The organism is Micromonospora sp. CPCC 205554 (genome assembly GCF_036902745.1).
Classification (GTDB): domain Bacteria; phylum Actinomycetota; class Actinomycetes; order Mycobacteriales; family Micromonosporaceae; genus Micromonospora; species Micromonospora tulbaghiae.
The window spans coordinates 57752-76337 of record NZ_JBAKHP010000010.1; the positions used below are offsets into that span (position 1 = coordinate 57752).

17 protein-coding genes and 1 pseudogene are annotated in these 18586 nt (G+C 73.4%); 10 read left to right on the top strand and 8 right to left on the bottom strand.

The window, feature by feature from the left end:
• Nucleotides 1-160 precede the first annotated feature (160 nt).
• Nucleotides 161-1057, bottom strand: a complete 897-nt coding sequence (locus V6U82_RS15865; RefSeq protein WP_334462155.1) for a Gfo/Idh/MocA family protein — start codon at nt 1055-1057, stop codon at nt 161-163.
• A 132-nt stretch (nt 1058-1189) separates the two neighbouring features.
• On the opposite strand from V6U82_RS15865, the gene V6U82_RS15870 reads away from it, so the two are divergent.
• Nucleotides 1190-1600 (top strand): hypothetical protein, encoded by a 411-nt coding sequence (locus tag V6U82_RS15870; protein ID WP_121683832.1) that lies wholly within the window; start codon nt 1190-1192, stop codon nt 1598-1600.
• A pseudogene (locus V6U82_RS15875) lies at nt 1593-2062 on the top strand (hypothetical protein). Before V6U82_RS15870 ends, V6U82_RS15875 begins: the two are co-directional and overlap by 8 nt.
• Here the strand turns inward: V6U82_RS15875 and fabG are convergent.
• Both fabG and V6U82_RS15885 read right to left on the bottom strand, forming a co-directional pair.
• On the bottom strand, nt 2035-2793 hold the full coding sequence (gene fabG / locus V6U82_RS15880; protein WP_128136557.1) for a 3-oxoacyl-ACP reductase FabG: 759 nt from the start codon (nt 2791-2793) through the stop codon (nt 2035-2037). The pseudogene V6U82_RS15875 and the gene fabG overlap by 28 nt on opposite strands.
• A 61-nt stretch (nt 2794-2854) precedes the next feature.
• Nucleotides 2855-4507 carry an alpha-amylase family protein gene (locus V6U82_RS15885; protein WP_128136558.1) on the bottom strand — a complete coding sequence of 551 codons (1653 nt, stop codon included), beginning with the start codon at nt 4505-4507 and terminating at the stop codon, nt 2855-2857.
• A gap of 53 nt (nt 4508-4560) precedes the next feature.
• On the opposite strand from V6U82_RS15885, the gene V6U82_RS15890 reads away from it, so the two are divergent.
• Nucleotides 4561-5154 carry a DUF1349 domain-containing protein gene (locus V6U82_RS15890; RefSeq protein ID WP_334461930.1) on the top strand — a complete coding sequence of 198 codons (594 nt, stop codon included), beginning with the start codon at nt 4561-4563 and terminating at the stop codon, nt 5152-5154.
• Between the two features lie 70 nt (nt 5155-5224).
• Nucleotides 5225-5887, top strand: coding sequence for a DedA family protein (locus V6U82_RS15895; protein ID WP_334461932.1), 663 nt, complete (start codon nt 5225-5227; stop codon nt 5885-5887).
• A 13-nt stretch (nt 5888-5900) separates the two neighbouring features.
• On the opposite strand, the gene V6U82_RS15900 is transcribed toward V6U82_RS15895, so the two are convergent.
• The 4 genes from V6U82_RS15900 to V6U82_RS15915 form a co-directional block, all read right to left on the bottom strand.
• The gene (locus V6U82_RS15900; protein ID WP_128136560.1) at nt 5901-7463 is read right to left on the bottom strand and encodes a cellulose binding domain-containing protein; all 1563 of its coding nucleotides are present in this window, start codon (nt 7461-7463) and stop codon (nt 5901-5903) included.
• Between the two features lie 141 nt (nt 7464-7604).
• Nucleotides 7605-9029 carry a carbohydrate-binding protein gene (locus V6U82_RS15905; protein ID WP_334461933.1) on the bottom strand — a complete coding sequence of 475 codons (1425 nt, stop codon included), beginning with the start codon at nt 9027-9029 and terminating at the stop codon, nt 7605-7607.
• 78 nt (nt 9030-9107) lie between these two features.
• Complete coding sequence (locus V6U82_RS15910; RefSeq protein ID WP_334461935.1) at nt 9108-9854, bottom strand: YidC/Oxa1 family membrane protein insertase; 747 nt, start codon at nt 9852-9854, stop codon at nt 9108-9110.
• 125 nt (nt 9855-9979) lie between these two features.
• Nucleotides 9980-10255: a DUF6412 domain-containing protein gene (locus tag V6U82_RS15915; RefSeq protein WP_334462157.1), complete on the bottom strand. Its 276-nt coding sequence runs from the start codon at nt 10253-10255 to the stop codon at nt 9980-9982.
• Between the two features lie 233 nt (nt 10256-10488).
• Between V6U82_RS15915 and V6U82_RS15920 the strand changes: the two genes are divergently transcribed.
• From V6U82_RS15920 to V6U82_RS15930, 3 genes are all read left to right on the top strand, one after another.
• Entirely contained in the window at nt 10489-11637 is a 1149-nt protein-coding gene (locus V6U82_RS15920) for a carboxylate-amine ligase (protein ID WP_128138891.1), read from the top strand.
• Nucleotides 11638-11678: 41 nt separating this feature from the next.
• Complete coding sequence (locus V6U82_RS15925; protein ID WP_334461938.1) at nt 11679-13061, top strand: FAD-dependent oxidoreductase; 1383 nt, start codon at nt 11679-11681, stop codon at nt 13059-13061.
• A gap of 245 nt (nt 13062-13306) precedes the next feature.
• A complete protein-coding gene (locus V6U82_RS15930; protein WP_334461940.1) occupies nt 13307-14179 on the top strand; it encodes an aminoglycoside phosphotransferase family protein in 873 nt (290 codons plus the stop codon).
• A gap of 1 nt (nt 14180) precedes the next feature.
• Here the strand turns inward: V6U82_RS15930 and V6U82_RS15935 are convergent, their stop codons facing one another.
• Nucleotides 14181-14990, bottom strand: coding sequence for an Fpg/Nei family DNA glycosylase (locus tag V6U82_RS15935; RefSeq protein ID WP_334461942.1), 810 nt, complete (start codon nt 14988-14990; stop codon nt 14181-14183).
• Nucleotides 14991-15264: 274 nt separating this feature from the next.
• Here V6U82_RS15935 and V6U82_RS15940 point away from each other — a divergent pair, with 274 nt between their 5' ends.
• From V6U82_RS15940 to V6U82_RS15950, 3 genes are all read left to right on the top strand, one after another.
• On the top strand, nt 15265-16014 hold the full coding sequence (locus V6U82_RS15940; RefSeq protein WP_128138716.1) for a cellulose binding domain-containing protein: 750 nt from the start codon (nt 15265-15267) through the stop codon (nt 16012-16014).
• Nucleotides 16002-17474, top strand: a complete 1473-nt coding sequence (locus V6U82_RS15945; RefSeq protein ID WP_334461945.1) for an RICIN domain-containing protein — start codon at nt 16002-16004, stop codon at nt 17472-17474. The genes V6U82_RS15940 and V6U82_RS15945 overlap by 13 nt, the downstream gene beginning before the upstream one ends.
• A gap of 135 nt (nt 17475-17609) precedes the next feature.
• Entirely contained in the window at nt 17610-18512 is a 903-nt protein-coding gene (locus V6U82_RS15950) for a thrombospondin (protein WP_334461947.1), read from the top strand.
• Nucleotides 18513-18586: the final 74 nt, after the last annotated feature.

An 18586-nucleotide genomic window follows, 5' to 3' on the forward strand; every position in this document is an offset into this window, starting at 1 on the left:
GACGCGGGCGGCGTACCGGCCGGCCAGGGCCGGGCGCCGGAACCGCGGACGGGCGTCCAGGAGGAGCCCACACGCGGCCGGCGCGGCGGCCACGCGGATCAGGGCATGCGTGAACATGCCGCCACGCTAACGACCGGGCCCGGCCCGGGCGACCGGTTTTCTACAGGTCGACGGTGCGTCCCTGCGCCCGGGCGGTCTGCGCGGCGTCCAGCACCGCGACCACCTCGCGGCCGAACCGCACGTCGCACCGGTGGTCGCGGGTGCCGGCGTCGACCTCCTCCAGAAGCTGGTCGAGCGCGGCGCCGAACGCCTGGAGCGCGCTGCCGTCGCCGGGCGGCACGGTCTCGGTGCCGTTCTCGCCGAAGAAGACGAAGTCCCGGGTGACCGCCTCGGACGGCGCGTCCAGGGTGAGCGAGAGCGAACTGGTCGCGCCGCCGTCGTGAGTGAGCAGCAGGTGCACCAGGCCGCTCGGACCGTCCATCGCGGCGACCCGGGTGACCCGGCCGAGCACCGGCAGGATCAGCGACAACGCGTGCGGCCCGATGTCCCAGAGCGCGCCGCGTTCCCGCCGCCAGGTCGAGTCGCCGTACGGGTTCCCGGGCTGGAAGATCGACGCGAACATGGTGGCGCGGGCGTGCTGCCAGCCGCCGGCCGCCGCGGTCGAGGCGAGGAAGCCGGTGACGTTCGGGTGGAAGCGCTGGGTGAAGAAGACCACCGACGCCACCCCGGACGCCTGCGCCGCGGCGACCACCCGGTCGGCGTCGGCGAGGTCGAGCGCCAGCGGCTTGTCCAGCAGCAGGTGCCGCCCGGCCGTGGCGGCCCGGACGGCGATGTCGGCCTGCACGTCCGGCGGGAGCGCCACGGCGACCGCGTCGCAGGCGTCGATCAGCGCGTCGACGTCGGTGAAGGCCGGTACGCCGTGCCGGGTGGCCAGCTCCTCAGCCTTCGCCGGGTTGCGCCCCCACACGCCGGCGAGCCGGGCCCGCGGGTGCGCCTCGATGGCCGCGGCGTGCGTCTCCGCCGCCCAGTAACCCGTGCCGAACAACCCGAACCGCACCCCGACCCCCCTGCCGTCGACGTCCGCCACCGGCGTACGCCGGGACCGTGATCCACGCTAGTCCCCCGGCCCGTCCGGCGCGCCCCGACCCGGCGGGCGAGCCGCTACTACACCGGTTAGTAGGCTGTGCCGGTGAACGACACCGTGTCGACGACCAGCGCGGCGGCCGCCTCCCCGGTGGACGGGCCGCTCGCCACGGTCGCGATCGTGATCTCGCTGGCGGTCGCCGTATGGGCCCTGGTGGCGGCGGTACGCCACCGGCCGCCGGACCGGATCCAGTTCATCGGCCTGGCCGTGCTGGAGGTGGCGCTGCTCGCGCTCACCGTGACGGCGCTCGTCGCGCTCGGCGGCGGGGACCGGCCGGGCGAGCCGGGCGCGTTCTTCGGCTACCTGGCGACGCTCGTCTGCCTGCCGCCGCTGGCCTGGGTGCTGGCCCGGATGGAGCCGACCCGCTGGGGCTCGGGCATCGTCTGCGCGATCTGCCTGGTCACGCCCGTGGTGGCGGTACGCCTCCAGCAGACCTGGGAGGCCCTCGGTGGCTGAGACCACGACCGAGCAACGCGCCACCAACCGCGGGCCGGGCCGGTTGCTGATCGCCGTCTACATCCTCTTCGCCATCGCCGCGACCTCGCGGGCCGGGTTGCAGATCGCCACCAAGTTCGACGAGGCACCGGTGGCGTACCTGCTCTCCGCGCTCGCCGCGCTGATCTACATCGTGGCGGCGGTCGGGCTGGCCCGGGCCGGGCACGCCGGCCGCCGGATCGCGCTCGCCTGCTGCACCGTCGAACTCGCCGGGGTGCTCGGGGTGGGCGTGCTGAGCATCGCCGACAAGGAGCTGTTCCCGGACGAGACGGTCTGGTCCGACTTCGGCAGCGGCTACGGCTACGTGCCGCTGGTGCTGCCGGTGCTCGGCCTGTTCTGGCTCTGGCGCACCCGGCGCGACCCCGCCTGAGCGAGCCCGCGCCGGGTGGGGCCGGTCAGTCCTTCGGACCGCCCGCGACGTAGATGACCTGGCCGGAGACGAAGGACGCGCCCTCGCTGGCCAGGAACGAGATGGTGTGCGCGACGTCCTCCGGGCGGCCGGGACGGCGTACCGGGATCTCGGCGGCGGCGTGCTTCTGCAGGTCGTCGAAGTCGACCTTCATCCGCGCCGCGGTCGCCGCGGTCATGTCGGTGACGATGAAGCCCGGCGCGACCGCGTTGACAGTCACGCCGAACGGCCCCAGCTCGATCGCCAGCGTCTTGGTGAAGCCCTGGAGGCCGGCCTTGGCGGCCGAGTAGTTCGCCTGGCCCCGGTTGCCGAGGGCGGAGGTGCTGGACAGGTTGACGATCCGGCCCCACTTCGCCTCGACCATGTGCTTCTGTGCGGCCTGGCTGAACAGGAACGCCCCGCGCAGGTGCACGCCCATGACCGTGTCCCAGTCGCCGTCGGTCATCTTGAACAGCAGGTTGTCGCGCAGCACACCCGCGTTGTTGACCAGCACGGTCGGCGCGCCCAGTTCGGCGGCGATCCGTTCCACGGCGGCCTCGACCTGGGCCCGGTCGGACACGTCGGCGCCGACGCCGAGCGCCCGGCCGCCGGCCGAGCCGATGGCGTCCACCGCCTCCTTGGTGGCGGACTCGTCGATGTCGACCACGGCGACGGCCATGCCGTCGGCCGCCAGCCGGCGGGCGGTCGCCGCCCCGATGCCGCGCGCGGCTCCGGTCACGATGGCGACGCGGGGCTCCTCCGACATGCTTACCTCCCGGTAACTTGTGGCTCGATCGAAGGAGCTTAACCCGCCGGTACGCCGCCCCCTACCGCTCGTGGCCCCGGCAGAGCCGGATCCACCGGTAGCCGTACCCGCCGAGCTTGAGCCGGTCGAGCTTGCCCACGTCCTCGTAGTTGCGGTCGCTCAGCACGTCGATCGGCAGGTCCGCCTCCGGCGCCAGCGTGCTCAGGTCGACCTCGACGTCCTCAGTGCCGAGGTTGTGCAGGAACACCATCGTCCCGGTACGCCCGTCGGCGCGGTGCGCGAGCACGCCCGGCGGCATCGGCACGTCGATGTGGGTGGTGCTGCCCGACCCGGTCTCCGGCGCCTCCCGCAGCGTCCGGATCATCCGCTCGAACCAGCCGAGCAGCGAACGCGGGTCCTTGCGCTGGGCGGTGACGTTGACGTTCTGGTAGCCGTACTCGCCCTTGTCGATCACCGGACGGACCAGCTTCTCCGGCTCCGCCGTGGAGAAGCCGGCGTTGTCCTGGTAGGACCACTGCATCGGGGTACGGATCGCGTCGCGCCCGTCCAGCGACAGGTCCTCCCCCATGCCGATCTCCTCGCCGTAGCGCAGCACCGGCGTGCCGCGCAGCGAGAACTGCAACGAGTACGCCAGCTCGATGTGCCGGCGGTCGTTGCCGAGCATGGGCGCGAGCCGCCGGCGGATGCCCCGGCCGTAGAGCTGCATGTTCTCGTCCGGACCGAACTTCGCCAGCACGTCGTTGCGCTGGTCGGCGGTGAGCCGGGACAGGTCGATCTCGTCGTGGTTGCGCAGGAACGTGGCCCACTGGCCGCCGGTGGGCAGCTTCGGGGTGTCGCGCAACGCCTCGATGATCACTTCCGGGTCCTCCCGGGCCAGAGCGAGCATCAGCCGGCCGTTGAGCATGAAGTCGAACAGCATGTGGATCCGGTTGCCCGAGCCGCTGCCGTCGCCGAAGTAGACCGGCAGCTCGTCCGGCTCGACGTTCGCCTCGGCCAGCAGGACCGAGTCGCCGCGCCGCCACTGCACGTGCTGGCGCAGGTCGGTGAGGAAGTCGAAGTCCTTCGGTGAGTTCGGGTTGCCCGGCTCGGTGCGCTCGATGATGAACGGCACCGCGTCCATCCGGAAACCGGAGACGCCGAGCTGGAGCCAGAACGAGGTGATCTTCTTGATCTCCGCCCGGACCCGCGGGTTCTCGATGTTCAGGTCCGGCTGGAACTTGTAGAAGCGGTGGTAGTACCACGCCTTGGCGGTCCGGTCGTAGGTCCAGGTCTCGTGCTGTTCCCCCGGGAAGACCATGCCCTGGTGGCGGTCGTCCGGCTCGTGCTCGGCCCAGACGTACCAGTCCCGGTACGGCGAGTCGGGCGACGACCGGGCGGACTGGAACCACGGGTGCTGGTCCGAGGTGTGGTTGACCACCAGGTCGATGATCACCCGGATGCCCCGGTTGCTCGCCTGGTGCAGCAGTTCGGCGAAGTCGCCGAGCGTGCCCAGCCGCGGGTCCACGTTGTAGAAGTCGGTCGCGTCGTACCCGTCGTCCTCGTTCGGCGAGGGGTGGATCGGGTTCAGCCACAGGCAGGTCACGCCGAGGCGGGCCAGGTAGTCGAGCCGGCCGATCAGCCCCTGGAAGTCACCCACCCCGTCGCCGTCGGAGTCCGCGTACGTGTCGACGTCGAGGCAGTAGACGACCGCCTCCTGATACCACCTGTCACCCATGCGGCTACTACTTCTCCGAACGCGCGCGGCGGCAAACCCGGTACGGTGCCGGAATGGAGGAGGAGGCGTACGACTGGTTCGCCGGCACCTGGCTGAACCCGCCCGAGCGGGCCGAGCCGGTCGGCGGCGGCCTGCTGGTCGAGCCGCGCGGCGGCAGCGACTTCTGGCGGCGCACCAGCTACGGCTTCGTGCACGACGACGGCTCGGCGCTGCTCGCTCCGTTTCCGGTGGGCAGCGCCGTGGAGGTGTCGTTCCGGCTCGACTACTCGGTCCAGTTCGACCAGGCCGGCGTGCTGGTGCGGGTGGACGAGCGGCGGTGGACCAAGGCCGGGGTCGAGGTGAGCGACGGTTCGCCGCAGGTGGGCGCCGTGGTCACCGACGAGTTCTCCGACTGGTCGGTGGCGCCGGTGCCGGACTGGTCGGGCCGGGAGGTGACGGTCCGGGTGAGCCGGGCCGGCGACGCGCTGACCGTGCGGGCCCGGTGCGAGGGCGAGCCGTGGCGGCTGGTCCGCGTCGCCCCGCTCGATCCGGCGGCGGCGGCTTCGGCCGGGCCGTACTGCTGTTCGCCCAGCCGGGGCGGCCTGCTGGTCCGCTTCACCGGCTGGCGGCGGGGTCCGGCGGACGCCGCGCTGCACCCGGAGGGCTGAGTCACAGGTGTGGCGGCCGCCGGTCCGGGTAACACCTTCGGATCTCCGGCTCTCGCGTGGAAGGACCGCCATGGCCCTGGCCCAGGACGTCGACCCGAACCAGTTCACCGGGCTGACCGGCTGGGTGGCGAGCGTGATCGACTCGTTCGGCGCGGTCGGTGTGGCGCTGCTGGTGGCGCTGGAGAGCATCATCCCGCCCATCCCGAGCGAGATCGTGCTGGCGATGGCCGGCTACCTGTCCGCCGAGGGCCGGTTCAACGTGGTGCTGATCGTGGTCGCCGCGACTGTCGGCTCGCTGCTCGGCGCGCTGGTGCTCTACTGGCTCGGCGCGGCGCTCGGCGAGGACCGGCTCAAGCGCTGGCTGGACCACATCCCGCTGGTCGACCTGGAGGACCTGGAGAAGGCCGACCGGTGGTTCGAGCGGCACGGCCGGTGGGCGGTGCTGATCGGCCGGGTGGTGCCGGTGGTGCGCAGCCTGGTCTCCATCCCGGCCGGCGCCAACCGGATGCCGCTCGGTGAGTTCATCCTGCTCACCACGCTCGGCAGCGGGGTCTGGAACGCCCTGATCGTCGGCGCCGGGTTCACCCTCGGGTCGCGGTGGGAGGACGTCGACAAGTACAGCCAGTGGTTCAACTACGCGATCTTCGCCGTCTTCGGTTTCATGATCGTGAGCTGGGCGGTGAAGAAGGTGCGCCGGCGGCGCGCCCGGCAGTCGGTGACCACCGGGCGCTGACCGCCGCGCGGGCTCAGAAGCCCGCGGTGATGCCGGTGAACTCCCAGGTGTTCTGCGCGATGCCGGAGCAGTTGGCGACCACGCCGCCGCCCGGGCAGGGCCGGTCCCGGTTGACCGACCAGAACGTGAACCGGGCCAGGCCGCGGGCCTTGGCCCAGTCGCGGATCTGCGTCCAGGTGGCCGGTGAGGTCAGTTCCTGCTGGTCGGAGAGGCCGTTCATGCCGGACAGGCCCATGTGCGCGTACGCGGTGGCGTCGGACCAGCCGAACGCGTTCTTCAGCGCGGTCTTCAGGCCCTCGGCCGCGTTCACGGTGTTCTGGTACATGTTCGCGCCGCCGCCGAAGTCGAACGGCATGATCGTGAACACGTCGATCCCGGCGCCCTTGGCCGCGGCCTGGTTGATCAGCCGAGTGCCGTAGTACGACGGCCCGGTGGTCGAGGTGCCGAACGTGATGATCGTCTTGATGCCCGGGTTGTTCTGCTTGACGATCTTCAGGGCGTCCAGGATGCGGTCCTGCACCACCTCGTTCTCGAACTCGTCGCTGTTCTCGATGTCGATGTCGATCGCCTTCAGCCCGTACGCGTTGATGACCTGCTGGTACGCGCCGGCCAGCGCGGCGGCGGTCGAGCAGTTCGGGCCGAGCTTGTTGCCGCTCCAGCCGCCGAAGGACGGGATGACGTCGCCACCGGCCGCCTTGATCGCGGCGATGGTGGCGGCGTGCGTGCCACCGGTCAGCGGGCCGGTGCCGTCCCAGGCCGGGGTGCAGCCGCCGCCGGAGAGCACGAACGCGATGGTGAACCACTTGATCCCGGTCGCGCCCATCACGGTGGACGGCGCGGGCGGGTCGCCCCAGCCCGGGTAGAGGTAGGGGGCGGCGGCCATCGCGCCACCGCCGCCGGTGCAGCCGCTGGTGGTGGCCGCGACCGCCGCCGACTTCGCCGACTCGCCGGTGCCGTTGTACGCGGTCACGGTGTAGCTGTGTCCGCTGCACGCGGCCAGCCCGGAGACGGTGGCCGAGGTGCCGGTGACGGTGGCCCTGACCGTGCTGCCCTCGTACACCCGGTAGCCGGTGACGGTGCCGGAGACCGCGTTCCAGGCGAGCGAGACCGACGACGCGGTGGTGCCGGTGACCCGCAGCCCGCCCGGCGTGGCCGGTGCGCCCGGGTTGCCGGGGTTGCCGCCGCCGGTGCAGGAGGCGCCGTTGACCGTGCAGTTCACCGGGTCGCCGGTGCCGCTGACGACGAAGCCGAAGCTGGTGCTGGCGCCCGGGGCGAGCGCGCCGTTCCAGGACTGGTTGACGGCGGTGACGTGCTGGCCGGAGGTGGTCAGCCGGGCGTCCCAGAACGAGCCGAGTGTGCTGCCGGCCGGCAGGTCGAACTGGACGTTCCACGAGGAGATCGCGGCGGAGCTGTCGTTGGTGACGGTGAACCGTGCCTCGTACCCGCTGCTCCAGCTGGAGGTGCGGACGAAGGCGGCGGTGGCGGCGGAGGCGGGCGGCGCGGCGAGCAGGGCACCGGCGACCACGGCTGTGGTCAGCGCGGCGGCGAGCGTCGCCAGGCGGGGGCGGAGTCTCACGGCGTCCTCCAGGGGACGGGCGGGGGCGGAGAGGAATTCACAACCGTCGACGTGCGCCTATTATTAGGAGTGTTAACTGTTTCTGTCCAGCACCGGTGCGGCCCGAACCCCGGAGGGGTCCGGGCCGCGTCTCGACCGGGCTCAGCGGCGGAAGGTGAACCAGTTGACGTTGACGAAGTCGGACGGCTGGCCGCTGCTGAACGTCAGGTAGACGGTGTGCCGGCCGGTCACCGCGCCGACGTTGCCCGGCACCGAGCGCCAGGTCTGCCAGCCGCCGGTGTTGCCGACCGCGAAACTGCCGATCGGCGGCGCGGTCGGGCTGTCCACCCGGACCTCCACCAGCCCGCTCACCCCGGACGCCGCGCCGGAGGCGACCCGGGCCACGAAGTCGCGCGGGGGCGTCGAGCCGAAGTCGACGTTGTCGTAGCGGGCCCAGTCGCCGTTGGCGAGCCAGCCGATGTCCTGGCCGCCCTCGGCACACGTCTCCACCTGCACGCCGTTCTGCGCGTTGAACGACTCGGCCTGGATCGTCGCGTACGCGTCCCGCACCCCGCCCGGCGGCGGCGTGGTCGGCGTGGGCGACGGGTTGCTCCCGCCACCCCGGGTGTAGACGGCCACGTAGTCGACGAGCATGGACCGGCCGGGCACGGTCGAGGCGGTCGGCGTCGCCGAGCCGGCCACGCCGTCCGGGAATCCGCCGCCCATCGCCACGTTGAGCAGCAGGAAGTAGCCGGCGTGGTTGGTCATCTGACTCCAGTACGGCTCACCGACCTGGTTCTGCCCGACGGTGTGGAAGAGCTGGCCGTCGACGTACCAGCGCAGCTGCTGCGGGCTGACCGAGGCGTCCCACTCGAACCGGTAGGTGTGGAAGGCCGACTGGCAGGTGCTGCCCGGGCAGGCCCGGGACGCGCCGATGCCGTTGAACTCCCCGCACGGGCCGCCCGGCGCGACGCCGCAGTGCAGCACACCCCAGACCGAGTTGATCCCGTTGACGTTCTCCATCACGTCGAACTCGCCGATGCCCGGCCAGTTCTGGTAGTTGCCCCGGTACGGCGAACCGAGCGCCCAGAACGCCGGCCAGTAGCCGGAGGCCGCCGCGCCGGTCACGTTCGGCATCTGGATCCGGCCCTCCAGGGCCAGCACGCCGCCCGACGGCGCCTTGAAGTTCGAACGCACCGTCTCGATCCGGGCCGAGGTCCAGCGACCGGCCGAGTCACGCAGCGGCGTGATGCGCAGGTTGCCCGAGCCGTCGTGAGCCAGGTTGGCGGTGCTGGACGTGTAGGTCTGGATCTCGCCGGTGCCCCAGTTGGCCGGGCCGCCCGGGTAGCTGGTGCCGGTGTCGATGATCCAGTTGGCGGACGAGGGCAGCGTGCCGGCCGAGCCGGTGAAGTCGTCGCTCCACACCAGGCTCCAGCCGGACGGCGTCGGGGGCACCGCCGCCTGGGCGGTCATCGAGACGCCCGCGAGGGCTGTGGTGAGCGCGAGGACGCCGGCGGCCAGGGCGAGCCGGCGGCGCGGTCGGGGCACGGTGACGGAGGCGGCCGGGGCCGCCGGGATCGGGTTCATTCGGGGTGCCTCTCTGCGGGGACGGGACCGGGAGAGCGCTCTCTGAGAGCGATTTCTACGCGCCCGCCCCCGCACTTGTCAACGCTTGTCGATGGCTGCCGCCGGTTGCGGCCGGCGCAGCACCACCTGCTCCAGCGCCGTCCACGCCGTGGTGGTGACCAGATAGAGCACCGCCGCCAGCGGCACCACGAGCGCGACGAGCACGGTGCCGTACGGCAGCAGGGGAAGCAGCCGCCCGAGCACCGCCGCGCCCGCACCCTCGGCCGGCGTCCCCGCCACGGTGCCGGTGGCGGCCGCTGCCCGGCGCATCCGCCGCGACGACCACCAGGCCAGCGCGAGCAGCGCGGCCAGCAGCACGCCGAACACCAGCGGCACCGGGCCGGCCAGGCCGTCGCCGAGGTGCCACCCCAGCGGTACGCCCGCGAGCCGCTCGCCCAGCAGCTCCGGCGCGCCGTCACCGGTGGCGAACACGCGGTACATGACCAGGAAGAACGGTGCCTGCAACAGGGCCGGCAGGCAGCCCGCGACCGGGCTGGCCCCGGCGTTGCGGTAGAGCGCGAACAGCTCGCTCTGGAGACGGGCCGGATCGTCGGCGTACCGGCGCTGGAGTTCCCGTACCTCGGGGGCGAGCGCGGTGCGGCGCCGCTCCCCGCGGACCTGGGCCACCGTCAGTGGCGAGATCAGCAGCCGGACGCCGACCGTGAACAGGACGATGGCGGCGGCCGTCGCGGCGCCGCCGGTGAGCCGGGCGAGCACGTCGGCGAGCCAGGTGACGACTGTGGCCGCGGCCGAGGCCGCGGAGTGCAACGGTGCGAAGGCGAGCATGGGTGGACCCCTCGACGGCGATTCCGGGTGTCCCGGGCGGCGACGTGCCGCGCGGCGGGACGGATGACGACGGAATCGGCCGCGAAGCCTGGAACGGAGGCCCGCCGACGCGGGCCGGGAGGTGGCTACGCGGCCGAGGGGTGCAGGCCGGGTGCGCGGGGGCGCGGACGCCCCGGCGCGTCCGGGTCGACCTGCCGGGGCACCCCGCGACGGCGGGCGCGGGCACGCAGAGCGGCGGCGAACCGGGTGCCGGGCGGCGTGGGCAGGGCGCGGACCCGCAGCGCGAGCAGGGTGGCGAACAGCAGCGCGGCCACGACCGCCGCACCGGCGAGCAGCCCGGCCGGCCGGTCGGCGAACAGGGCGAGGGCGTACGCCCACGCCCCCGTCAGCACCGCCAGCATCCCGGCCACGCGCCCACCCTAGCCCGCTGTGTCACGCCCGGGCCCTCACGCGCCCGCGCCGGTCCGGCGCTCGGCGGACCTGCGCCGGTCCAGCGCTCGGCGGTCCGGGTCCGGACGACCCGAACGGGCGAACCGGCGCCGACACGCCGCCCGGCGCGTTTCCGGGCACGGACACGGTGGGTAACAGTTCCTCGACCACGCGGCACGGTGCCGCGAGCGGTCCGGAGGAGACGGTGGTGACGATGAGTGGCTCAGTGGCGGAGCGGGAGCGGAGCGCCGCACCGGGCGGAACCGACCTGCTGACGGTCGGCGTCGAGGAGGAGTTCCTGCTCGCCGACCCGCACACCGGGACCGCCGTACCCGCCGTCGACCTCGTGATGGAGCAGGTGCCGGCCGAGCTGCGGGGTCAGGTGGAACGCGAGTTCCAGACCAGCCAGATCGAGATCGGCAGCCCGCCCGGGCTGGACCTGTCCTCGATCCGGCACTCCCTGTCGATGCTGCGCGCCGAACTGGCCGGCGCGGCCGAGCGGGCGGGCGTACGACTGCTCGCGATCGGCACCGGACCGGTCGACGGGCCGGTGCCGCCGGTGGTGGACAAGCCGCGCTTCGACCGGATGATCGAACGGTTCCGGCTGCTGGTGCCCGGTCCCGGCAACAACGGCATGCACGTGCACGTCGGCATCCCCGACCCGGACACCGGCGTGCAGGTGCTCAACCACGTCCGGCCGTGGCTGCCGATCCTGCAGGCGGTCACCGCGAACTCCCCGTTCTCCCGGGGCGAGGACACCGGGTACGCGAGCTGGCGCTCGGTGGAGTGGGAACGCTGGCCGTCGGTCGCGCCCACCCCGTTCCTGGAGTCGCACGAGCACTACGAGCGGCTGATCCGGCAGCTCATCGCCAGCGGCGTGATGCTGGACGAGGGGATGCTCTACTGGTACGCCCGGCTCTCCGCCAAGTACCCCACGGTGGAGATCCGCATCGGCGACGTCTGCCCCTCCGTGGACGACGCGGTGCTGGTGGCGGCGCTGGTCCGCGCGCTCGTCGCCACCGCGCTCACCGACATCGCCGCCGGCCGTCCGGCCGTCAACACCGACCACCACCTGCTGGTGGCGGCGCACTGGCGGGCGGCGCACGACGGGCTGGAGGGCGAGGGCGTCGACCTCACCGACGGTGAGCTGCGCCCGGCCTGGGAGCTGCTGGACCGGCTGGTGGACCGGCTGCGCCCGGAACTGGAGCGGCACGGCGACCTGGAGCGGGTGACCGACCTGCTGGGCGGGCTGCGCCGGCACGGCAGCGGCGCGGCGCGGCAGCGGGCGGTGTTCGCGCGTACCGGCAGCCTCGTCGACGTGGTCGCGGACGTGGCGCGGCAGACCCGTGGCTGAGCGGCCACGCGGCCGTGGCCCGGCGTGACAGGATGGGCGACGTGGCCGAGCGCATGATCGTCATCGGCGGCGACGCCGCCGGCATGTCGGCGGCGTCGCAGGCGCGGCGCCGCCGCCGCGACCGGTCCGACCTGGAGATCGTCGCGTTCGAGCGGGGGAACTTCACCTCCTACTCGGCCTGCGGCATCCCCTACTGGGTGAGCGGCCTGGTGGAGGACCGGGACGAGTTGATCAGTCGTGACCCGCGGACCTTCCGCGACGAGTTCGGCATCGAGGTCCGCACCCGGCACGAGGTCACCGCCATCGACCTGGACCGCCGCGAGGTGATCGCGCGGGACCTGGACGGCGGCGGCGAGGTCCGCGCCGGTTTCGACACCCTGGTGTACGCCACCGGCGCGTCCCCGGTGCAGCCGGAGTGGGCGCGCGACGACGTGTCGGGCGTGTTCGGCGTGCAGACGCTGGACGACGGCGCCGCGCTGATCGGCTGGCTGGAACGCGAGCCCCGGCCCCGGCACGCGGTGGTGGTCGGCGGCGGCTACGTCGGTGTCGAGATGGCCGAGGCGCTGGTGCAGCGCGGGCTCAAGGTCCAGTTGGTGGAGCAGGCCGACCAGCCGATGTCGACGGTGGATCCGGACATGGGCGAGCTGGTGGCCGAGGCGATGCGCGGCACCGGCATCGGCGTCCGTACCGGCCTCACCGTCACCGGACTGGCGGAACGGGACGGCCGGATCTCCGCGGTGGTCACCGACGAGGGGCCGATTCCGGCCGACGTCGTGGTGCTCGGCCTCGGGGTACGCCCCAACACCGCGCTCGCCGAGGCCGCCGGCCTGCCGATCGGCCCCTCCGGCGCGGTCCGGACCGACCGCCGGATGCGGGTGCCGGGCGTGCCCGGTGTCTGGGCGGCGGGCGACTGCGTGGAGTCCCTGCACCGGGTCAGCGGCATGCCGGTGCACATCCCGCTCGGCACGCACGCCAACAAGCAGGGCCGGGTGGCGGGCATCAACATCGGCGGCGGGTACGCCACCTTCCCCGGCGTCATCGGCACCGCCGTCACCAAGGTCTGCGAGCTGGAGGTGGGCCGCACCGGGCTGCGCGAACGGGACGCGCGGGAGGCCGGCTTCGAGTTCGTCACCGTGCTGGCCCAGTCGACGAACCGGGCCGGCTACTACCCCGGCTCCCGGCCGATGACCGTCAAGCTGATCGCCGAGCGGCCCAGCGGACGGTTGCTCGGGGCGCAGATCGTCGGCTGGTCCGAGGCGGCCAAGCGGGTCGACGCGCTGGCCGTGGCGCTGTGGAACGGCATGACCGTGGACGAGATGACAGCGCTCGACCTGGGCTACGCGCCGCCGTACGCCCCGGTCTGGGATCCGGTGCTCATCGCCGCCCGCAAGGCGGTCGACGCGCTCGCCGCGGGCGGCAGATGAGAAGTGTCGGTGGCCAGTGGACGGTGGAGCGCACAAGTTCTACGAGGTGGTGGTCGACGACACCGCGGCCGGTGCAGTTCCCCAAGGGCATCCGCGAGCCGGGTGCGCGCTACCTGGTCACCGAGGTCCGTGAGTCCGGCCGGGGCGGCTTCTACCGGGCGTACGGGGACATCCGCCGGCTGGGCTGACGAGACATCGGCCGGGCCGGGCCTGCGCATCGTCGCCGCACCGGTCAGGATGTCCCGATGCGGTGCGACATTCCCGAAGGGCTGCGCTGGGTCGAGCGGACCGAGGCCGGCCGGGCCTGGCTCGCGGAGCTGCCCGGCCGGCTGGCCCACTGCGTCACGCGGTGGGAGCTGACGGTCGGCCCGCCGTTCGCGTACGCGTTCGCCTCGCTGGCGCTGCCCGCGACGCTTCCGGACGGCACCCGGGCGGTGCTGAAGCTCCAGTACCCGGACGACGACAGCGTCCACGAGGCCACCGCGCTGGCGCACTGGGACGGGCGGGGCGCGATCCGGCTGCTCGCCCACGACGCCGATCGGCGCGCGCTGCTCGTCGAGCGGTGCGACCCCGGCACGCCGCTGTACTCCCTGACGGCCGACGCGGCGCTCGACGTCGCGGTCGGCCTGCTGCCGGGGCTCGCGGTCCCGGCCGGTGCGCCGTTCACGCCGCTGGCCGAGGAGGCCGCCGGCTGGGCGGAGCGGATGCCGGGCAACTGGCGGCGGGCCGGCCGCCCGTACGAGCGGCGCCTGCTCGACGCCGCGCTCGGGCTGCTCGCCGACCTGGCACCGAGCCAGGGCGAACAGGTGCTCGTCAACCAGGATCTGCACGCCGGCAACATCCTGGCGGCCGGGCGCGAGCCGTGGTTGGTGATCGACCCGAAGCCGCTGGTCGGCGAGCGGGAGTTCGCTGTGGTGCCGCTCGTGCGCGGCGCGGAGCTGGGTCACTCCCCGGCGGCGGTCCGGCACCGGCTCGACCGGCTCAGCACCGAGCTGGGCCTGGACCGGGAGCGGGTACGCGGCTGGGCGATCGGGCAGACGGTGGCCTGGAGCATCGGCGGCGACCAGGTCTTCCCCGGCAACGTCGAGGCGGCCCGCTGGCTGCTCGACGAGATGTGACTCAGCCGGCCTGGCAGGTGGGGCACCAGTAGAGGTTGCGCCCGGCCAGCGTGCCCCGGCTGACCGCGGTGCCGCAGACGTGGCAGGGCGCGCCGGGGCGGCCGTAGACGTACACCTCGCCGCCGTGCCGGTCCACCCGGGGCGCACGGCCGGTCACCTCCGGCAGGTCGGTGTCGCGCACGGTGTCGATCCGGCCCCGCTCGACCGCGCGGGTCATCAGCATCACCAGGTCCGCCCAGAGTTCGGCCCAGCCGGCCGGCGTCACCTCCCGCCCCGGCAGCAGCGGCGGCAGCCCGGCCCGGAACAGCGCCTCGGTCACGAAGATCAGGCCGGTGCCGGCCACCACCGACTGGTCGAGCAGCAGCGCGGCCAGCGGGGTGGGGCTGCGGCGGATCCGCGCGTACGCCCGGTCCGGGTCGGCGTCGGCGCGCAGCGGATCGGGCCCGAGCCGGTCGCGCAGCGCCGCCACCTCGGGCGGCGTCAGCAGCTCGCAGGCGGTCGGGCCGCGCAACTCCAGCCAGTGCCGGTCGCTGTGCAGCCGCAGCCGCACCTGCCCGACCGGGGCCGGCGGCTCCCCCGGCCCGTCGGCGAACTTTCCGTACAGACCCAGGTGTACGTGCAACGTCAGCTCGCCCGCGTAATGGTGCAGCAGGTGCTTGCCGTACGCCTCGGTGCCGTCCAGGACCGTGCCGCTCAGGCGGGCCGCGCCCTCGGCGAAGCGCCCCTGCGGGCTGTCGGCGTGCACCTTGTCGCCCGCGAACAGCTCGGCGTGCCGGGCGGCGAGGCGGTGGATGCTGTGTCCCTCTGGCACAACGGCCAAGCGTAGCCAGCAGACCGTGCCGTCGGCGACGTCGGGCCCTGGGACGACGTTGAATCGACGGTCGTCGACTGAAAGACTGGCGTCGGTAGCGCTCGGGAGCCAGTGCGAGCCGCTCGATCTCGCCGGAGGGACAAGCGCGGGGTGATGCGCCACCCCGGCGCCGGGCAGTCACCTCCGGTGCTCCGCCCTGCCGCTGCGGCGGCCACATCGCGGTCCACCACTCCGGCGCCGACCGCCCCCGGCGCCCTCAGCTCGGGAGAGACAGATGCTCCGTACGCTCGGCGCGGCACTGGCCGCCGCGCTCGCCGTCACCGGCCTGGCCGCCTCGGTCGGCGCCGACCGTTCACCCGCCACCACGACGACGACGCCCGCCACGGCGGCGACGCCGACCCCGACGCCCACGTTCGCGTGCCCGCCGGCGCTGCCGGTCACCGGTCAAGTGACCGGGGCCACCACGACCAGCGTCACCATCACCTACTGGATGGTGCTCAGCCCGCCGTGCGGCTACGACCCGCCGCTCCTCATCAGCCTCTTCACCAGCCGCGAGGACGCCACCGGGTGGCGGGATCCGGTGGCCGAGGCCGTCACCGGACCGGAACGGTCGGGGACGGTGACCATCGGCGGCCTGGCCCCGGGCACCGAGTACTGGTTCCGGTTCGGCGACACCAAGGGCACGCGGGATCCGTACGTGATCGGCGGACCGGCGCGCACGCTGTCGCTCTGCTCCGCGACCGCCACGATCGACAGCAGATGGGGCGGCGGCTTCGTCGCCACGGTGACGGTGCGCAACGGCGGCACCGAGCCGGTCCCGGGCTGGCTCGTCTCGTGGCGCTGGTCCGGTGACGAGCGCATCCAGTCGGTCTGGGGCGGGGTGGCCGAGGGCACCGGCCAGGACGTCGCGGTCCGCAACGCCTCCTGGAACGGGACGCTGGCGCCGGGCGCTTCGGCGACGTTCGGCCTGCTCGTGGCGGCGAGCGCGACGACCGCCACCATCACGCCGGAGTGCGGCAGGTGACCGGCGTACGGCGAACGGCGCGGCAGGGCGGTCGCCGTCTCCTGGCGGTGTGGTCGGCGCTCGCGGTGGCCCTGGCGGCGACCGTGGTGGGGCCGGCTGCGGGTGCGCTGGCGGCGCCGGTGACGGTCACCAACGGCACCCAGTTCACCGACACCACCGGCGCCGTGGTGCACGCCCACGGCGGCGGCGTGCTCAAGGTCGGCGACCACTACTACTGGTTCGGCGAGAACCGCAACCCGGACAACACGTTCCGGGCGGTCTCCGTCTACCGCTCCACGGACCTGCGCACCTGGGAGTTCCGCAACAACGTGCTCACCCAGTCGTCGGCGGCCGAACTGCGGGTCGCCAACATCGAGCGGCCGAAGGTCGTCTACAACGCCGCCACCGGCCGGTTCGTGATGTGGATGCACAAGGAGAACGGGTCCGACTACAACGAGGCGCGGGCGGCTGTCGCCTCCTCGGCCACTGTGGACGGCGACTACACCTACCACGGCAGCTTCCGGCCGCTCGGGCAGCACATGTCCCGCGACATCACGCTCTACAACGACAACGGCACCGCGTACATGATCTCGGCCGCCGACGACAACTACGACCTGCACATCTACCGGCTCACCTCGGACTACCTGAACGTCGCCGCGCTGGTGGGCAACTTCTGGGACGGCGCGCACCGCGAGGCGCCGGCGATGTTCAAGCGGGGCCCCACGTACTTCCTGCTGACCTCGGGGGCGACGGGCTGGAGCCCGAACCAGGCCCGGTACGCCACCGCGCCGAGCATCTCGGGACCGTGGAGCGGCTGGACCGACGTGGGCAACGGCACCACGTTCAACTCGCAGCCGGCGTTCGTGCTGCCGATCCAGGGCACCTCCGGCACCGGCTACCTCTATCTGGGTGACAGGTGGGCGGGCGCCTGGGGCGGCCCGGCGAACGACTCCCAGTACGTGTGGCTGCCGATCAGCTTCCCGACCACCACCAGCATGAGCCTGACCTGGTACCCGTCGGTCACCATCGACGCGGCGGCGGGCACGGTCACCGGCAACTCGCCCACGTACCACCGCGTCACGGCCCGGCACAGCGGCCGGGTGCTCGACGTGATCAACGGCTCCACGGCCAACAACGCCGAGGTCAAACAGTGGGGATGGAACGGCGGCGGCAACCAGCGGTGGGAGTTCCAGGACGCCGGCGGCGGCTGGTTCCGCCTCGTCAACGCGGCGAGCGGCAAGTGTCTCGACGTCGCGAACGCGTCCACCGCCGACGGCGCCAACATCATCCAGTACACCTGCGGCAGCGGCACCAACCAGCAGTGGCAGTGGGCCGCGCGCGACGGCTGGTTCCAGCTGCGGGCCCGGCACAGCGGCAAGTGCCTGGACGTGGTGAACGCCGGCACCGGCGACGGCGCGGACGTCCAGCAGTACGCCTGCGGTGCGGGCACCAACCAGCAGTGGTCACGCACGGTGTCCTGACCGGCGGCGATCTCCGCACGCTCCGGTGCCGGTCGCCGGAGCGTGCGGGGCGGACCGGTGGTGTCGGTTTCGGCACACCTGGGTACTTCCTGCATGTCATGCGCGGCCTCCGCGCCTGGATCAGGAGGTGCCACAGTGAAGATCCTGTCCCGCCGGAACTCTCCGGCGACCAGTAGCGATACCAACGGCGACGGTGTCGTCGACGAACGCGACCGGACCGCCGAGCAGCCGACCGGCCGCCCCGTGGTCACCGACCGCGACGAGGAGCGGACCACGTACCGCAGCGCCGCCACCGCGACCGACGACGAGCGCGCCCGGGACGCGGGGGCCGACCGGGACGCCCGCGACCCCGGCGCGGTGACGGCGAAGGACGGCCGGACGGCGGCCACGACGGCCGACGGCCGGACCGTGGCCGCCGGCGACGAGCGGGACGCGGAGGCCCGGCGACGGGCTGCGGACCGGGGTGCGGCGGCGCGCGCGGTCACCGGCCGGCGGGTCGACGCGGACACGCGAACCGCTCCGGTGACCGACGCGCGGACCGTCGGCGCGACGCCCGCCGCCGAGCGCACCGTAGACCTGGACCGCGACGGCCGTCCGGACCGCACCGGCCTCGACCGGGACGGCCGCACGGACCTGGACCGGGACGGCCGGCCCGACGGTACGGATGCAGACCGCGACGGCCGGGTGGACCGGCCGGAGCCGTACACGACCAAGCGTCCCCGGGCCAGCCTGCTCGCCACGCTCGGCTTGATCGTCTCGGTGGTCGGGGCGCTGTTCGTGCTCTCCGGCACGCTCGCCGGGTACGGCATCGGCGTCGGCGCGGCCGGTGCCGTGCTGGCCGTGCTGGGCCTGATCGCCACCCGTCGCCGGCACGTGGCGGGCAAGACCGACGCGCTCATCGGCATCGCGGTCGGCCTGGCCGCCGTGGTGCTCGGCATCGTGGCGATGACCGGCCAGTTCGACTGGCCGACCACGGACGGCGACTGGGTGGGCCGCTTCCGCGAGTGGCTTGACTCACAGTTTGGCAACTGGTTCTGACGGGCACTGTCCCGATCGCCGACGCAGGGCGTCGGCAGCCTGATCAGCTCCGGTGGTTCACCGGCCGGGCAACA